This is a genomic window from Pedobacter insulae (assembly GCF_900113525.1).
Classification (GTDB): domain Bacteria; phylum Bacteroidota; class Bacteroidia; order Sphingobacteriales; family Sphingobacteriaceae; genus Pedobacter; species Pedobacter insulae.
In genome coordinates this window covers 218271-234649 of sequence record NZ_FOPP01000002.1, presented here as the reverse complement: position 1 = coordinate 234649, position 16379 = coordinate 218271, and the positions used below count along the sequence as shown (strand labels likewise).

Annotated in this window: 12 protein-coding genes; 8 read left to right on the top strand and 4 right to left on the bottom strand. The window is 38.8% G+C overall.

Going from position 1 to position 16379, the window contains the following annotated elements; genetic code table 11:
- Positions 1-104: 104 nt before the first annotated feature.
- From BM207_RS03945 to BM207_RS03930, 4 genes are all read left to right on the top strand, one after another.
- Positions 105-1316 carry an IscS subfamily cysteine desulfurase gene (locus tag BM207_RS03945; RefSeq protein WP_090992275.1) on the top strand — a complete coding sequence of 404 codons (1212 nt, stop codon included), beginning with the start codon at positions 105-107 and terminating at the stop codon, positions 1314-1316.
- 20 nt (positions 1317-1336) lie between these two features.
- Positions 1337-1750, top strand: a complete 414-nt coding sequence (gene iscU, locus BM207_RS03940; protein ID WP_090992274.1) for a Fe-S cluster assembly scaffold IscU — start codon at positions 1337-1339, stop codon at positions 1748-1750.
- A gap of 36 nt (positions 1751-1786) precedes the next feature.
- The gene (locus BM207_RS03935) at positions 1787-2113 is read left to right on the top strand and encodes a HesB/IscA family protein (protein ID WP_090992273.1); all 327 of its coding nucleotides are present in this window, start codon (positions 1787-1789) and stop codon (positions 2111-2113) included.
- Between the two features lie 129 nt (positions 2114-2242).
- Positions 2243-3631, top strand: coding sequence for an alkaline phosphatase (locus BM207_RS03930; RefSeq protein WP_090992272.1), 1389 nt, complete (start codon positions 2243-2245; stop codon positions 3629-3631).
- Here the strand turns inward: BM207_RS03930 and BM207_RS03925 are convergent.
- The 3 genes from BM207_RS03925 to BM207_RS03915 are packed head-to-tail and all read right to left on the bottom strand — an operon-like array spanning position 3602 to position 10844.
- Positions 3602-6118, bottom strand: a complete 2517-nt coding sequence (locus tag BM207_RS03925; RefSeq protein WP_090992271.1) for a phosphocholine-specific phospholipase C — start codon at positions 6116-6118, stop codon at positions 3602-3604. The genes BM207_RS03930 and BM207_RS03925 overlap by 30 nt on opposite strands.
- A 20-nt stretch (positions 6119-6138) precedes the next feature.
- Entirely contained in the window at positions 6139-7626 is a 1488-nt protein-coding gene (locus tag BM207_RS03920; RefSeq protein ID WP_090992270.1) for a SusD/RagB family nutrient-binding outer membrane lipoprotein, read from the bottom strand.
- A gap of 20 nt (positions 7627-7646) precedes the next feature.
- On the bottom strand, positions 7647-10844 hold the full coding sequence (locus BM207_RS03915; protein ID WP_218155017.1) for a SusC/RagA family TonB-linked outer membrane protein: 3198 nt from the start codon (positions 10842-10844) through the stop codon (positions 7647-7649).
- Between the two features lie 256 nt (positions 10845-11100).
- Between BM207_RS03915 and BM207_RS03910 the strand changes: the two genes are divergently transcribed.
- The 3 genes from BM207_RS03910 to BM207_RS03900 all read left to right on the top strand — a co-directional run bounded on the left by BM207_RS03910 (position 11101) and on the right by BM207_RS03900 (position 15158).
- Positions 11101-13008 carry an AMP-dependent synthetase/ligase gene (locus BM207_RS03910; RefSeq protein WP_090992269.1) on the top strand — a complete coding sequence of 636 codons (1908 nt, stop codon included), beginning with the start codon at positions 11101-11103 and terminating at the stop codon, positions 13006-13008.
- A gap of 101 nt (positions 13009-13109) precedes the next feature.
- Positions 13110-14819, top strand: a complete 1710-nt coding sequence (lysS, locus tag BM207_RS03905) for a lysine--tRNA ligase (RefSeq protein ID WP_090992268.1) — start codon at positions 13110-13112, stop codon at positions 14817-14819.
- A 123-nt stretch (positions 14820-14942) separates the two neighbouring features.
- A complete protein-coding gene (locus tag BM207_RS03900; RefSeq protein WP_090992267.1) occupies positions 14943-15158 on the top strand; it encodes a hypothetical protein in 216 nt (71 codons plus the stop codon).
- A gap of 8 nt (positions 15159-15166) precedes the next feature.
- Here BM207_RS03900 and BM207_RS03895 read toward each other — a convergent pair whose 3' ends face one another.
- Positions 15167-15709 (bottom strand): FoF1 ATP synthase subunit a, encoded by a 543-nt coding sequence (locus BM207_RS03895; RefSeq protein WP_090992266.1) that lies wholly within the window; start codon positions 15707-15709, stop codon positions 15167-15169.
- Between the two features lie 117 nt (positions 15710-15826).
- Here BM207_RS03895 and BM207_RS03890 point away from each other — a divergent pair, with 117 nt between their 5' ends.
- Entirely contained in the window at positions 15827-16375 is a 549-nt protein-coding gene (locus BM207_RS03890; RefSeq protein ID WP_090992265.1) for a thioredoxin family protein, read from the top strand.
- The last annotated feature ends 4 nt before the right edge of the window (positions 16376-16379 follow it).

Sequence of the window (16379 nt, the reverse complement as noted above, 5' to 3'; positions counted from 1 at the left end):
TTTGTTCGCAAAAATATTTTGTATCTTTGTATTAAGATTAAAGCAACTGCTAAAAGTAGAAAATCATCTCCGCAAGGAGAGTTAAATAAAAATTAAACAAAACAATGGAACTTCCAATTTACTTAGATAATAATGCTACTACCCCGCTAGATCCTAGAGTTCTGGAGGCGATGTTGCCATACTTTACCAACAAATTTGGCAATGCCGCTAGTCGTAACCACGCTTTTGGCTGGGTTGCCGAAGAAGGAGTTGATTACGCACGCGAGCAAGTTGCTAAATTAATTGGTTGTACTGAAAAAGAAATTATTTTCACTTCTGGTGCTACAGAAGCTGACAACTTAGGGATTAAAGGTGTGTATGAAATGTATGCCGACAAAGGCAATCACATTATTACTGCTACTACCGAACACAAAGCAATTTTAGATACTTGTAAGCATTTGGAAAAACAAGGTGCAAGGGTTACTTATCTAAAAGTTAAAGAAGATGGGTTAATTGATTTAGCTGAATTAGAAGCTGCAATGACTCCGGAAACCATTTTGGTAACCATCATGTATGGTAACAATGAAATTGGTGTAATTCAACCTATTAAAGAAATTTCTGCTATTGCCCATAAACACGGTGCTTTATTCATGACAGATGCTACACAAGCTGTGGGAAAAATCCCAGTTGATGTAAATGCAGATGGCATTGATTTGATGGCATTTAGTGCACATAAAATGTACGGACCGAAAGGGGTTGGTGCCTTATATGTACGTCGTAAAAATCCGAGGGTAAAAGTAACTTCGCAAATTGATGGTGGTGGCCACGAGCGTGGAATGCGTTCTGGAACCTTAAATGTACCGGGAATTGTAGGTTTAGGTAAAGCTTGCGAGTTGTGTCGCTTAGAAATGGATGAAGAAGCTAAACGTTTATCCGCTTTGCGTGATAAATTGGAAGCTGCTTTAACTACTATGGAAGAAAGCTACGTAAATGGCAACACAGAGCATCGTTTACCACATGTAGCCAACATTTCATTCAAATATGTTGAAGGGGAAGGCTTAATGATGGCAATGAAAGACTTGGCTGTATCTTCTGGTTCTGCTTGTACATCTGCCTCTTTAGAACCTAGTTACGTATTAAAAAGTTTAGGCCTTTCTGATGATTTGGCACACTCTTCGATACGTTTTGGTTTAGGTCGTTTTACCACGGAAGAAGAAGTTGATTACGCAATAGAAAATACAAAAAAAGCTGTGAACCACTTAAGAGACCTTTCTCCACTATGGGAGATGTTTAAAGAGGGTATCGACTTGAGTAAAATTGAGTGGGCAGAACATTAATAATTTAAAAAATTGAAAAGATGGCATATTCAGAAAAAGTAATGGAACATTATACCAACCCTCGCAACGTTGGTACTTTAAATAAAGACAGTAAATCTGTTGGAACCGGTTTAGTTGGCGCTCCGGAATGCGGAGACGTGATGCGCCTTCAAATTGAAGTGGATGACAATAATGTAATCACCGATGCTAAATTCAAGACATTTGGTTGCGGTTCGGCAATTGCTTCTTCTTCATTAGCTACAGAGTGGTTAAAAGGAAAAACAATTGATGAAGCTTTAACAATCGACAATATGGACATTGTGGAAGAATTGGCTTTGCCACCTGTTAAAATTCACTGTTCGGTTTTAGCAGAAGATGCCATTAAATCGGCTATTAACGATTACCGCGTTAAAAATGGTTTAGAAGCATTTGAATTAGCTAAATCGCACCACTAGCTAACTACTTTATACTCACTCCTAAGTACTAAAAAAATGATTACCATAACCGATAAAGCAAAAAGCAAAATTGATCATCTCATGCAGGATTCGCAAATGGGTTCTGATTACTTTTTACGCGTTTCTGTAAAAGGCGGTGGTTGTTCTGGTTTGTCGTACAATTTGGATTTCGACAATGAAGTTCAAAAAGGAGATCAATTTTTTGAAGACCGTGGGATTAAAATCGCACTGGATATGAAATCGTTCCTCTATTTGGCAGGAACGGAATTAGATTTTACTGATGGATTAAATGGTAAAGGCTTTGCCTTTAATAATCCTAACGCAAGTCGCTCTTGTGGCTGTGGCGAAAGTTTTTCTGTTTAAATACCAATTTCTCATAAGTTGAAAGAGGCGCCTAAAGTTTAGGTGCCTCTTTTGTTTTTCGGTAAAAGTTAATATACCCCCTCACAGTAATTAACATCTAGTTAATGTATAGCCGTTAGTTTTGCTAACATGATTAGAAGAGATTTTTTAAGAACTGGCGGACTTGCCCTATTGGGAGCGTCATTAACAAGCGCCATAGAACCTACCCGTAATTTACTTTCAGGAGCTGAGGAAAAAGTTGCTGGGACAGCTAAAAACGTTATCTTTTTAGTAAGCGATGGCATGAGCAATGGAACACTTACAATGGCGAACCTTTTGTCTGAACGTATGTATGGCCGTGAAAGCAAGTGGATTTCTCTATACCAAGAAAACAAAGTGGTAAGAGCTTTTATGGACACGGCTTCAGCTAATGCAATGGTTACCGATTCTGCCGCATCGAGTTCTGCCTGGGGAGGCGGAGTTAGGGTAAACAATGGAAAACTAAATGTTAACGCAGATGGTTCCTATAACACCCCTATATTGCAAAAATTTAAAAATGCCGGCAAGAAAGTAGGCTGCGTTACCACTGTACCAATTACCCATGCTACTCCTGCTGGCTTTTGCATTACCAATAATTCAAGAGGTGAGCAAAGCGAAATTGCCTTACAGTACCTTCCATTGAGATTTGATGTAATGATGGGTGGAGGAGATAAATATTTTAACCCATCCAAACGAAGCGATAAACAGGATGTATACGAGGAGTTCGAAAAAGCTGGCTATCAGCTCGCTAAAACAAAGGCCCAAATGCTGGAACTTGATCACAAAAAACCTATCCTAGGAGTTTTTGATGAAGATGCATTACCATTTAGCGTTGATTATGCACATGATAAAAACTTAAGAAATCAGGTCCCCACTTTAGCAGAGATGACCGTAAAAGCAATCGACTTGATGAAAGATCATACAGATGGTTTTGTGTTACAGGTAGAGGGTGGTAAAGTTGACTGGGCGGCCCATTCCAATGATACGCCTGGTTTATTATTTGATCAGCTTGCATTTGACCTTGCCGTAGAAAAAGCCATTGAATTTGCTGAAAAAGACCAAAATACGCTGGTAATTATAACCACAGATCACGGAAATGGAAATCCAGGTCTTTTTGGAGACCACAATAGCAATCAAAAATTTGATCTTCTCCAGAAGTTTAAACATAGCAATGATTGGGTTTTAAATGCCATCAAGCCCAATTTCAGTCATGCTTCAGTGATCGAGTTGATAAATAACGCGCAAGGTTATACTATTTCAAATGAGCAAGCTAAGGGCTTATTAACACATTACACAACATCAGATACCAAACTACCTTTTGAGCTTTTAGGTAAAATACAGGCAGATTATACATCAATTGGTTGGGGATCTATGGAGCATTCTGCAGACTATGTAGAATTAGCAGCCTACGGACCTGGCAGCACCCTCATGAAGCCTTTTGTACGCAATACTGAATTGCATAACCTGATGTTAAATGCTACTGGCGTTAATACCCATTAACGGATCGGTAGTGCCAGGCTTACCGGTCTCAACCTTTCCGGCATAGTGTTGGCTAAACGAATGATCCCCATCAATTGTTATCGAGAAATCATACCAGTATCCGCTTTGCTGGGTCTCGATAACAATTTGATGATATTTATCTTTATTTACCACGACACTTTTTACCGCACTTCCATAAGAATTGTCGGTGATTATAACCTTTACCGGTTTATTCACAAACAATTTCACCTGCAAGTTGCCCGTAGCTATTTTACTGTTCAACATTTCCGCAGAAACCTTCACATTTAAGCCCATAGCGTCCTTTCTTCCCTTAAAAGATCGATAAAAGCCATTTGCTCCATAGCACTCCAGCCAGTAGCCTTCGTCAAGAAAATTATTGATAGGCCAATTATAGGTTAATTCGTCACCGGGAACCACACAGAAGTTCCACTGGTTCATCTGCACTACTTCAGGCTCTCCACCCTTCTCTAGCTTAAATTTACCTGGTGCATATACCTGAAATGCGCCGGCAGCACTCTTACTTCCAAATAATGACTTACCTGCGGCAAAAATCATTTCCACATTGCCATTCGAAAGCTGCTTTAAATTTACGTCATGTTGATAAGGAAGCGCATTAGCAGGTTTTGTACCTGGTTCTTGCAAGGGGTGCAATTTCTTAAAACTCCCCTCTTTTTTTGCTTCCTCGAGCTGTTGTTGTGTAAGGGCATTGAAGTTTCCTGGTAGTGGCTTAAAGCGGGCAGCATAGATGCTTTCAATAACCTTGTTCCGTTCTAAGGGCTTAAGATCATGAGGCAGTTCGTTGGCGGGTCTGAATACAGATGTTAAATCTCCGCATATCTGTCTTCTCCAATGACTGATATTTGTTTCTTTTACCACCTTACCTGTTTTAGCCAATATAAAATGTTCTAAAAATTGCAGGCAAGAAGTATGATCAAATATCTGGGAATTTACATACCCTCCTTTTGTCCACGGTGAAGCGATAACCATTGGCACTCTAAACCCTAAACCTATCGGACTATCAGTTCCTTCTTGCTGAGGTTCTTTTGGATCCATACCCGAAAATTCGGTAGCGGTGTGGATCCCTGCCGATGCCTTACCGGTATGGGGCCTTTCAGTATGCGGAGGTACAAATGGCGATTGATGATCAAAATAACCGTCGCTTTCATCGTAGGTAAGTACAAAAATGGTCTTTTTCCAAACTTCTTCATTTTTGGTTAAAATATCCAGTACCTCAGAAATATACCATGCACCATGCCATGGCGAACCTGGGTGATCAGAAAAACGGCAAGGTGCAACCAACCAGGAAACCATCGGCAGGTTTCCAGTGGCTACGTCTTGTCTAAACTGATAGAGTACATCACCTTTCGGAACCACCATTTGCCTTTCAGTACCTTCGTCATCATAGCTAATGTTTGCTGTTTTATGATAATCAGGATCAGCTACATTGGTCACAAATGCCTTTTGATGAATGCTTTTTTCAAAAGAAGTAAGGGCTGCAAACCCCTCTTCATTCCAAGTTTTGATGGCTTCATTTGCTTTTTCAAGCGTTTGCTTTTTTTCAAGTAATTTTTTCTCCTCTTCTGGTGTTTTGGGTAACTTAGCTTGGAGGTGGTTGATTTCTGAAGGTAGCTCAGCAATTTGCTTTTGTATAAAAGCCACATGAGCTGGATGGAACCTCACGTTATATTGTTTAAAAAACTCTAAACTATTATCGGTGAAGTTCGCCAGCCAATCATCCTCTTCACCTTTAAAACCGACAGGCAGGCTTAATTCATTTTGATAAACTTTCCAAGGAATTTGTGCTTCTTCCAAGCGTTCGGGATAGGTTTTCCAGCTTATATCTTTATAGTCGATCTGCCCATTTAAAACATGGGGCAATGATTTGTCGTCGTGTGGATTTTCTCTCACCGCTCCAGACCAGAATGAAGTTCTGTTAGCACTCGTACCGGTTAAAGTTGAACAAAAATGTTGATCACATATGGTAAAAGCATCCGCAAACGCATAATAGAATGGAATATCTTCTCTATCAAAATAACCCATCGTCAGTGGCATTTTCTCATACGCTCTAGCTGCTTTTTTTGCTTCCAGCCAGGTATCCATCTTTCCATTGTTTCTCGCCGCTACCATATCTGCCCAAGAATGTGGTAAAGAACCCATCCAGGTAATTTTAGAATTTTTGATATCCAGCCTAAATGGAGCATACGTTTCTCCTGCCCTATTTTTTTGAAGCCAAACAGGAGTTCCATCAGTCTGTTTTAACACCCTGGGATCATTAAACCCTCTTACCCCTTTTAAAGCTCCAAAGGCATGATCAAAAGACCGGTTTTCTTGCATTAAAAAAACGACATGCGCTGCATCTTTGTAAGTACTACCCGGAGTTGGGTCAATAGACATTGCTTTAAGTAGCGATTCAGGAACCATATTTGCCATAGTTGTCATGCCGGCAAACAAACTGGTTTTTTTTAAAAAGTCTCTTCTCGAATCCATGGGGTGAATTTAGTTTTTAATTATTTAATCCACCAAGTTGGCTGATTAATTTGATCATTATTTGCGCCAAACTGGTTTGAAATCGCCTTATTAACATTTACCGTATTGTTGTTATATTCTGCTTGTGGATAAATCCATCTGAAAGGAAGGTTCACACCTGGAGCTCTGCGGAAGCTTGGATATCCTGTACGCAAATTACTAAAAAAGGCCGTCCATCCGTTTTGAAAATAAGTTTGAAAATATTTTTGCGTAATGATCAATTCAATTTTCTGATCGCTATTTAAGGCATTAGCAAAATTATTGAGTGGTTTGTTAAGGTAATTCGTTGCTGCTATTTCATTTACATGGGAAGAAAGGCTGGCAACATTGAGTTCGTAAAATTTGAAGTTTGCTTTTACGCCGCTTTCATATAAAGTTTTTGCATCTGCAGCAATCCAGCCTCTTACCGCAGCCTCTGCTAAAATTAATTGTTGTTCCGCATAACCAATCAATACCCTGGGCTCATTTACGGGATCCGAATAATACCGTTCGTGTACTTTTGATACTCTCCCTGCCACCGCTTTAACGTTAGTTTCGGCATAGGGTGCAGCAGGATCTCCACCTTCGTAAGAGCTAAAGTCGGAAATGGATTTACCTGCTTCTTTACCTAATCTAGTTTGTGTACAGAAAAGGAAAAGGCGGGGATCTTCTCGTTCTTTTAATCGCTCCACAAAAGTCATATCCATATACATACCAGACCCAAAGCTACTTGAGTTAAATTCAGGGTATCTATTATTTTGTTGATTGAGGAAAACCAGCTTAGCACTTTCATCTTTCGCAAACAATAGCTCTGAAGCATAAATATCGGCAAATTGACTGGAGATGTTAAGATCTGCTTCCGCGGTTTTTTTTGAAAGTGTAAGCAATACCTTTAAGCGGAGTGCATTTACTGCCTTACGCCAGTTTGATACCGACCCTGCAAAAATAATATCTCCTTGAATAATCGTGTTCTCTGATTTTAAAATCGTATTTGCTTCACTTAATTCGGTCAAAATACCTTTGAAAACTTCCTTTTGGGTATCATATACCGGAGTAAATATAGGTGTACTACTTTCTGCTTTTAAAGCCTCGCTATAAGGGATGTCGCCAAAAGTTAACGTAAGATTATAGAAATAGTAGGCTCTAAAGAATTTTGCCAATGCACGGTAGGCTTTAAGATTTAATTTGGCAGCTTCTTCATCCATTTTGGTAACCACACGGAGATTATTGAACGAATCAAAACTGGCGCGGTTCCATTTGTAATATTGTTCTAAATTTTCTCCATCACTCTGCACCAACATTTTATTAGCATACAATGGGCCAGTTCCACCAAATTCTTGAAAAGCTGTCCATTCCACTTTGGTCAACAATAACTGCGGATGAGTTTCCTGCGGTCTATTCGGATCTGTATTTAATGTCTCAAGTTCTTTCTTGCACGAAACCGCAATGAGGCAGCTTACCATTAAACATATATTGATTAATTTTCTCATTTTTTTATCTTTATAAATAATTAAAACTTAAGGTTTATAGCACAGCCGAGATACCTGGAAGACGGATCTTGCAAATCGGTGTCGGTTCCAAAGTCAGGATCTAGGTATGGCATTTTCTTCCACATGGCCAGATTATAACCATACACACTTACATCAAGTGCCTTGATTTTGTTTATCTTCACTATTTTAGTAATATCATAACCAATTGAAACGCGGCGCAATTTCACGAAAGAGCGGTCAAATGTATTCGCAAATTCTTCACTCTCAGCTTCTGTAACCCTTGCTCTATAGGGATATTGCTGGCTCCAAGTTTGCCAGCTCACCGCTTTGGTATTTGGCGCATAGGTACGTGTATCAGATACTACCGCTCCATTGATATCACGGGTTAAACTACCACCGGTTACTACCACACCAGTTGGCACATAAATTGGTTTCCCGGCAGCATACTCTGCATCACGATGGGTGGTTGAAGAGGGATGTTTACCGCCCCACCACATTTTCTCTATCGTGGTAGAGTTCATCAATCCACCAAAAGCACCATCGAGGTCTATATTTACGACAAAATCTTTGATCTTAAACCTATTTTGGAAACCAAATCTCCAGGTTGGGTCGATATTGCCGACTTTTCTTTGAAATGGATCTCTGATCGGAAGACCGCTATTTGCATCAAGTATCAGTTGTCCGTCTGCACTTTTTTCCCATACCGTACTAAAATAGCTGTCCGCTCTATCTCCTGCTACCAAATTGCCGAACTTAGCATTGTTATTGTAGATTTCTTTTAATTTACGGATAGAAGACGACCAGTTAATGTTCATATCCCATGCAAAATTTCTGTTTGCAATAGGTTTCACACCTAATACCACCTCATAGCCGTTAGTTTGATATTTATTACCGTTAACTTTACGGGTAGCAAAGCCGGATGCTTGAGAAACATTTAAGTCGATGATTTGATTTTCATCAATGATATTGTAATAAGTTAAATCGACACTTAGTTTATTTTTAAATAAGCCAGAAGAAAGACCTAACTCATAGGAGGTGGATTTTTCGGGATTGATCAGTGGGTTAACTAATCCACTTCCATAACCAACAGACGGTGTACTACCGTAAGTAACATCTTTTGTGTAAACAGATTGAATGCTATAAGGTGCTAAATCATTAGACACCTGCGCCCAGGAGGCATTTATTTTTACGTAATCTACTTCTTTCGGCATTTTAATATATTGAGATAAAATGGTGCTGATAGACGCCGAAGGATAGAAATATGAATTAGAAACCGAGGGCAAGGTAGACGACCAGTCGTTACGCGCCGTAAAGTTTAAATACACCGAGTTGAATAAATCAAGATTAGCAGCTCCGTAAACACTTTGAATTTCCTTTTGTTCTAAATAATTACTGGCTTGTACAGGCCCTTGGGTATTATTTAAACTGTAAACAAAAGGTACAATAATCCCATCGGTACTTTGATATTGTTGCCTATAATTTCTGGCGAATTTAGAGGTACCACCATTAACGGTTAAGGCAATGCTATTACTAAGCTCTTTGGTATATGTCGCTAAGAAATCCGCATCAAAATTGGTTTGGTTGGAATTCCAATTTTTATAATCGCCATTTCTTGAATCACCATAGTTCATATAAGACTTTGGACTTTGCATATCTTCAAAAAGACTTGTATTTCTTAAATTGGCTCTGGCTTGCAAAGTTAGTCCCGGTGTAACCGTCCAGGCTAAACGCATTAATCCATCAATTGTATTTTTATTGTGCAGCTGGTTTAATTCATAAGCGGCAAAGTATGGGTTATTATACCAGGCATAGTTGTAATTTGCCTGGCGATATCCTTCTGCACCTAGCACATACATATGCTCTTTTAACTCTTTACCATTTACATCGTCACCCATCCAGATCAAGATCGTGTACATATGGTTTTTAGGCCCATATCCATACCGCGGAAAATTAGGTGAGTACACTTTATTATAAGATAGGCTCGCTTCGGCGACTAAATTTTTGGTCAAATTATAATTGCCGCTAAAATTTAATCCTCCAGTAGATAATGAGGTATTAGGCACTTGCCCTTTCTGATGGGCATGCTTACCAGAGAAATATAGTTGTGCTTTCTCGCTTTTATAAGCCATTGATAAATGGTTATCTGTGACTATACCCGTACTTAAAAAATCTTTTAGGTTATTATGGTACACCCAATCGGTAGGAACCCGTTCATACCGCGCTTTATCATTGTAAATTGTCCCATTTACATCACCCCACCATGGGATTTCTGTTCCCGTTTGTTTGTCTCGGATCGGGCTATTCCATTGTCTTACCTTTATACCTGTACCAAATTTAGGTCCCCAAATCATATCTCCATCAGAGATACCCCCATCGGCACCATCCCAGAATTCATATTTCCCTTCAGATCCATTGCCATACTCCGTTTGTGTTTCAGGAAAGACCGTGAAACCAGCGGTAACCATATTATTGGTACCTACATTAATTTCCAGCCCATCAACTTTAGCTCTTTTGGTGGTGATAATGATCGCACCATTTTTTCCTCTCGAACCATATAGTGCCGATGCTGTTACCCCTTTTAACACGTTGATATTCTCAATATCAGCGGATGACACGTCGTAAAGATTGCTTTCTACCGGAATACCATCTATAACCAATAGTGGGGTTTTTCCTCTAAGGCTGATTTGTGGACTTTGAAATATACCTGTTGGATTATTCACCGTCAATCCCGCTACCTGTCCGCTTAATGCATTTCCAAGGTTCATGGTTTTCGACTTCTCCAGAACCTCAGTATTTACCTCCTGTGTAGCGTATCCAAGCTTTCTTTTCTGTTGTTTGATACCAATTGCGGTTACCACTACTTCATTTAAGCTAACTGTTTCAGCTACTAATATCACCTCAAACCGGGTTCTCGTACCAACTGTTATCTCTTGCGTTAGGTAGCCTATCATTGAAAAAATCAATATATCGGTGGGTTCTGCGATGATATTGAACTTTCCATCACCATTGGATGTTACTCCCCTTTTGGAGCCTTTAACAGTGACACTAACACCAGGAAGCGCCTGTCCCTTGGCATCCTTGATGGAGCCTTCAATTCCGGTTTCCATCCTTGATCTTACTGTCAAATTTTTTACATAATTAGTTGCCGAAGCATTGCCAACACCCATTAATAGCATAAACAGCAACAGTACGCCACTGAATTCATTTCTGAACTTCATAATAATTTTTAGTTTTAGTTTTCTTTTGAGAAGCATTTTTCTGTTCTTAAATTTCGTTGCAATGTTACACGGCTAACATGAAGTGGAAACTAAGTTTAGGTTAACGAATTCTAAACAAAGGGTGTCGTTGGGTTATCAAATTGTTAAAATCGATTTGGGTGATCTTGTTTATTCTAGGAACGGAGAAAATATATAGGTTGCATTTTTAACACTAAACCGTTATCATTGTTAGCTAAATATAAATTTGTAACCCACCATGGTAGCATTCAACGAATTTTCTACTGTCCCTAGCTTGTTAAGAAATGTTGTCGAAAACATTCATAAACCTGAAGAAACTTTCTTAATCCATAAAAAAGGCGCTGCATGGGAGGAAATATCTTTTAAAGAAACCCTGGAAAGAGCAGATTCAATTGCCGCTTTTTTTCTGGAAAAAGGAATTGCCAAAGGCGACCGGCTAGGCTTGATGATAGAAAACTCGCCAGAATATGTTTATTATGACCAGGGGATTCAACAGATCGGGGCAATCAATGTTTCTATCTACCCTACGCTGTCAGAACATGAGGTAGCTTATATCATCAACGATTCGGGAATTAAAGCCTTATTGATAGGCAATCCTTTTCTGTTTAAAAAAATCTTAAAAATTGCTGCAAATTGCTGTGAGCTGCAATATATCATTCCAACGTTTAACGATTTTGAAAAAATTCCAGTTCCTGCCGATGTAAAGGCTAACGTTATTCCTTTTAAAACTTTATTGGCAAAGACGGTTAGTGAGCGTGAACAGAAACAGATTAATCAACGTAGACGCGAAGTGCTACCTGCCGATATTTCTTCTTTAATCTATACATCGGGTACTACCGGAACTCCAAAGGGTGTGATGCTCACCCACAATAATTTTGTAGAGAACGTAAATGTTTGTCTACAACAGATTCCGGTAATTGATGAAACCGAAACCTTCTTGTCATTTTTGCCGTTATCACACGTATTTGAACGTACAGCAACTTATCATGTATGCTGCGCCCAGGGTTGTAAAATGGCCTTTGCCCAAAGTCTAGAACTGCTGGCGAAAAATATGGGGGAAGTAAGGCCCACTGTGATGTCATGCGTACCAAGATTATTGGAACGCATCCATGACAAAGCTATTAAATCGGGAACGGCGGCAGGTGGAATGAAAGCTAATATATTTAACTGGGCGTTAGAAACAGGAAAGAATTACCGCGAAGCTAAAGAAGCTGGAAAAGGTGCTGGATTAATTTTAGGCGCAAAAAAAGCGATTGCAGAGAAATTAGTTTTTAGTAAAATTAAGGAGAAAACTGGTGGCCGGTTAAAATTTATGCTATCAGGTGGAGCGGCACTTCCCCGAAATGTTGGGGAGTTTTTTGGTGACTTGGGAATTAAAGTATTGGAGGGATTTGGCCTCACGGAAACATCGCCAGTTATGGCGGTAACGGAATACCATCGTCAGGTTTATGGCACAGTGGGCCGCATTATTCCGGGAATCGAAGTCGCCATTCAGGATGTAGAAACCAAAGAAATGATTACCATCCAAACCCATCATACATTTAGAGAGGATTTTGAGTGCGCTGAAGGGGAAATTATTGTACGGGGACATTGCGTAATGAAAGGCTATTTTAACAAACCTGCCGAAACTGCCGAGGCGATTGATAAAGATAAATGGTTTCATACCGGAGATATAGGCCGCTATTATAAAGGCAACCTGCAAATAACCGATCGCCTCAAAAATATGATCGTAAACGCTTACGGTAAAAATGTGTATCCGACACCTGTTGAAAATATCTATTTAAAAAGTCCTAAAATAGATCAACTCTTTTTAATCGGCGATAAGCGAGAATACATTACGGCCATTATTATCCCCAATAGAGAAACCCTTCAAGAAACATTCCAGCTTACAGACTCTTTTTTTCAAGAAGAGGCTCCTTTCATCGACAATCCAGAAATCAAAGAATGGATGGATAAGGATATCAAAAAGATTTCTGGTGAACTGGCAAAGTTCGAGCGCATTAAAAACTTCCTCATTAAAAGAAATCCGTTTGATATAGATGAAGGTGAGATTACTCCTACCATGAAGGTGAAGCGCCGTGTAGTAGAGAAGAAGTATGTAGAGGCCATTAATGCGATGTACCATGAAGCAGTAGAAGCAGAGTAACAAAGGATTAAAAAAGCAAAAAAATTCGGGTGGGCGACAAGTATTGATTTGCACATTAAAAACACGGCAAAATTCATTACTTTTGCAAAAAAATACCACGAATGAGTACAGGATTATCAGAACAGGAAATATTACGTCGCGATTCATTAAAGCAACTGCGAGCATTAGGAATTAACCCTTACCCTGCAGAAGCATATAGGATTAATGCTAATGCGGCCGATATATTAGCCAACTACGAAAAAGATAAAACAGCTTATAAAACCATCAGCATAGCTGGCCGTATTATGAGCAGGAATATTATGGGGGCTGCCTCTTTTGCAGAATTGCAGGATTCAACCGGCCGGATACAAATTTATTTGAAACGTGATGAACTTTGTCCTGGTGATGATAAAACCTTATACAATACCGTATTTAAGAAATTATTGGATATTGGTGATTTTATTGGCGTAGAAGGCTATGTTTTTACTACCCAAACTGGTGAAATCTCAATCCATGTAATTAAATTCACTGTACTTTCTAAATCTTTACGCCCATTACCTATCGTAAAACGGGATGATGAAGGCAATGTATATGATGGATTTACCAATCCTGAGTTGCGCTATAGAATGCGCTATGTAGATTTAACAGTTAACCCTGATTATAAGCAGATTTTCATTAAGCGCAGCAAAGTAATTAATAGCATGCGAAGCTATTTCGACGATCATGGTTGGATGGAGGTTGAAACTCCTATTTTACAACCTATCCACGGCGGTGCAGCTGCTCGTCCTTTTACTACCCACCATAACACCTTGGATATGCCTCTTTATTTGCGTATAGCAAATGAATTATATTTAAAAAGGTTAATTGTTGCTGGTTTTGATGGAGTTTATGAGTTTGGTAAAATGTTTAGGAATGAGGGGATGGACCGCACGCATAATCCGGAGTATACTTCCATGGAAATTTATGTAGCCTATAAAGATTATATCTGGATGATGGCTATGGTTGAAGAATGTTTAGAAAAAGTTGCTATTGCAACCAATGGTAGTGCAGTGGTTACGGTTGGCGAAAATGAAATCAATTTCGCTGGACCTTATGAAAAATTAACCATGTATGAGTCTATTCAAAAATATACAGGCATAGATGTTTCGGCAATGACCGAGGATGAACTATTGCAAACCTGTAAAGATTTAAATATTGAAACGGATTCGACCATGGGTCGCGGCAAATTAGTTGATGAGATTTTTAGCGATAAGGTGGAAGCTAATTTAATCCAACCTACTTTCATTACCGACTATCCAATTGAAATGACACCTTTAGCCAAAAAACACCGTTCGGTAGCGGGCTTGGTTGAACGCTTTGAAATATTTGTAAATGGTAAAGAAATAGGCAATGCTTATTCGGAATTGAATGATCCTATTGATCAAAAAGAACGTTTCGAAGACCAATTGAAACTGGCCGACCGAGGTGATGCAGAGGCGATGGCAATGGACGATGATTTCGTTCGCGCTTTAGAATATGGCATGCCCCCTACTTCTGGTTTAGGCTTTGGTATCGACCGTATAGTAATGCTAATGACTAATCAATCGACCATTCAGGAAGTATTATTCTTCCCACAAATGCGTGCGGAGAAAAAGAAAATAGAAATGAACGCAGAAGAAACAGCGTTATTCTCATTGGTTGCAGAAGGTCAACAACATCTGCTAACTGATGTGAAAGAAAAATTGGCAGATTGGAGCAACAAAAAATGGGATACTACCTTAAAGTCTTTAACAGGCAAGGGAATTTTAAAAGTTTCGAAAACTGACGAGGGCCTCTTTGTATCGCATAAATAATATCGTCATTGCGAGGTACAAAGCAATCTCATTTAACATAAACATAACAAAAACTTAAAGGCTTATTGCAGAAATTGCGATAAGCCTTTTTTAATTTTAAGCCGTAAAAAAAATCTTTATATTATGACTAACTCGAGCTTAGAAATTACCGACAATCAATATTGCATCAAATTAAGTAAAGATACTTTTGACCTATCGCTCGTTCGCCAGCTTATCAAGCGTATACAGGCAGAAGAATTGTTTTTCATTCGTACACAGGCAGAGCTGGATGAAGATATTATCAGTAGGCAATCTTCCTCAGTGTATCATGAGAATTATGATCACTTGGACGAGAAATAATTAAAATTTTAGCGTGTATATCTTACCTGTTGCTGCTTATCCATCATTCCCATCTGATCTTTGATCTGTTTGATCTGATCAGCCAACAATTTATTTTTGTCAGCTTTTTTCGCTTCGGTTAAATACATCTGCGCTTCGCGCTTGTTTCTTTTGCCGATTGCAATACCTGCTAAGCTTAGTTTAGCCAAAGCTATATTATGACTCATCTGTAAACCAAATGAAAGTGCCTGTTTAAAGTGTTTTTCAGACTTCATTGGTGCTTTTCTCGACTCAATTAATCCAATTAACAAACTATAGTATCCGTATTGTGGTTTATAAAGTTCTTTCTCGAAATTTTTTATTCTCGCTAAAGCCTGAGCGGCTTTCTCCATATTGTCTTTACGCAAGTACCACTGGGCAAGAAGCATATGCTCATTATAAAAGAAAGTGACAAAAATTAGGATGCTTAAAAAGACCAATAATATTCCCCAACCCCAAAAGCTAAAAACCATTAGCGCAACAGCTGCACCAAGAAAAGCAAATCCTATAATTAAACGTAAAAAGTTCGGCATGATTTTATAATATATTTGCAAATATCGTGTTTATATACCAAAAAATATATTTAAAATTTATATTTTACACAAAAAATCTACCACGTTCTACCAATTCACAATTAAAAAAATAAATGCATGAAAAGTATAATTTCGGCTATCTTATTACTATTTGCAATGAACACAAGCGCACAAGAATTCAATAAAAAAGTACAGGATCAATATAGAAATCAGGAAGTATTACTAAACTCTTGTACGAGAGAGGGTTTAACTACTTTCCCAGAGTTTAAAGCTGGTTATGATTCTTACTACGCAGCCTATAAACCTGATTCGGTAGTTTTGAGTGAGTTAACCAAATTAGTTAAAGGAAAAAAGATGACCATCGTTCTTGGCACCTGGTGCGGCGACAGTAAATATCAAGTACCAAATTTCTTAAAAGTAGCTGATGCGCTTAAGTTAAGCGAAAATGACATTACTTTCTTAGCAGTTGACGGAGCGAAAAAAACTGAAAATGGCCTGATCGATAAATTAAAGATCGAGCGTGTTCCAACCTTTATTTTTACCGACAAAAGTGGTACCGAAATAGGTCGCATTACTGAAAGGCCTCACGAAACGCTTGAAAAAGATATGTTAATAGCCTTATCAACGAAACCTGCTTTACCTGGAAAACCGGAGAAAAAATTCTAACAAT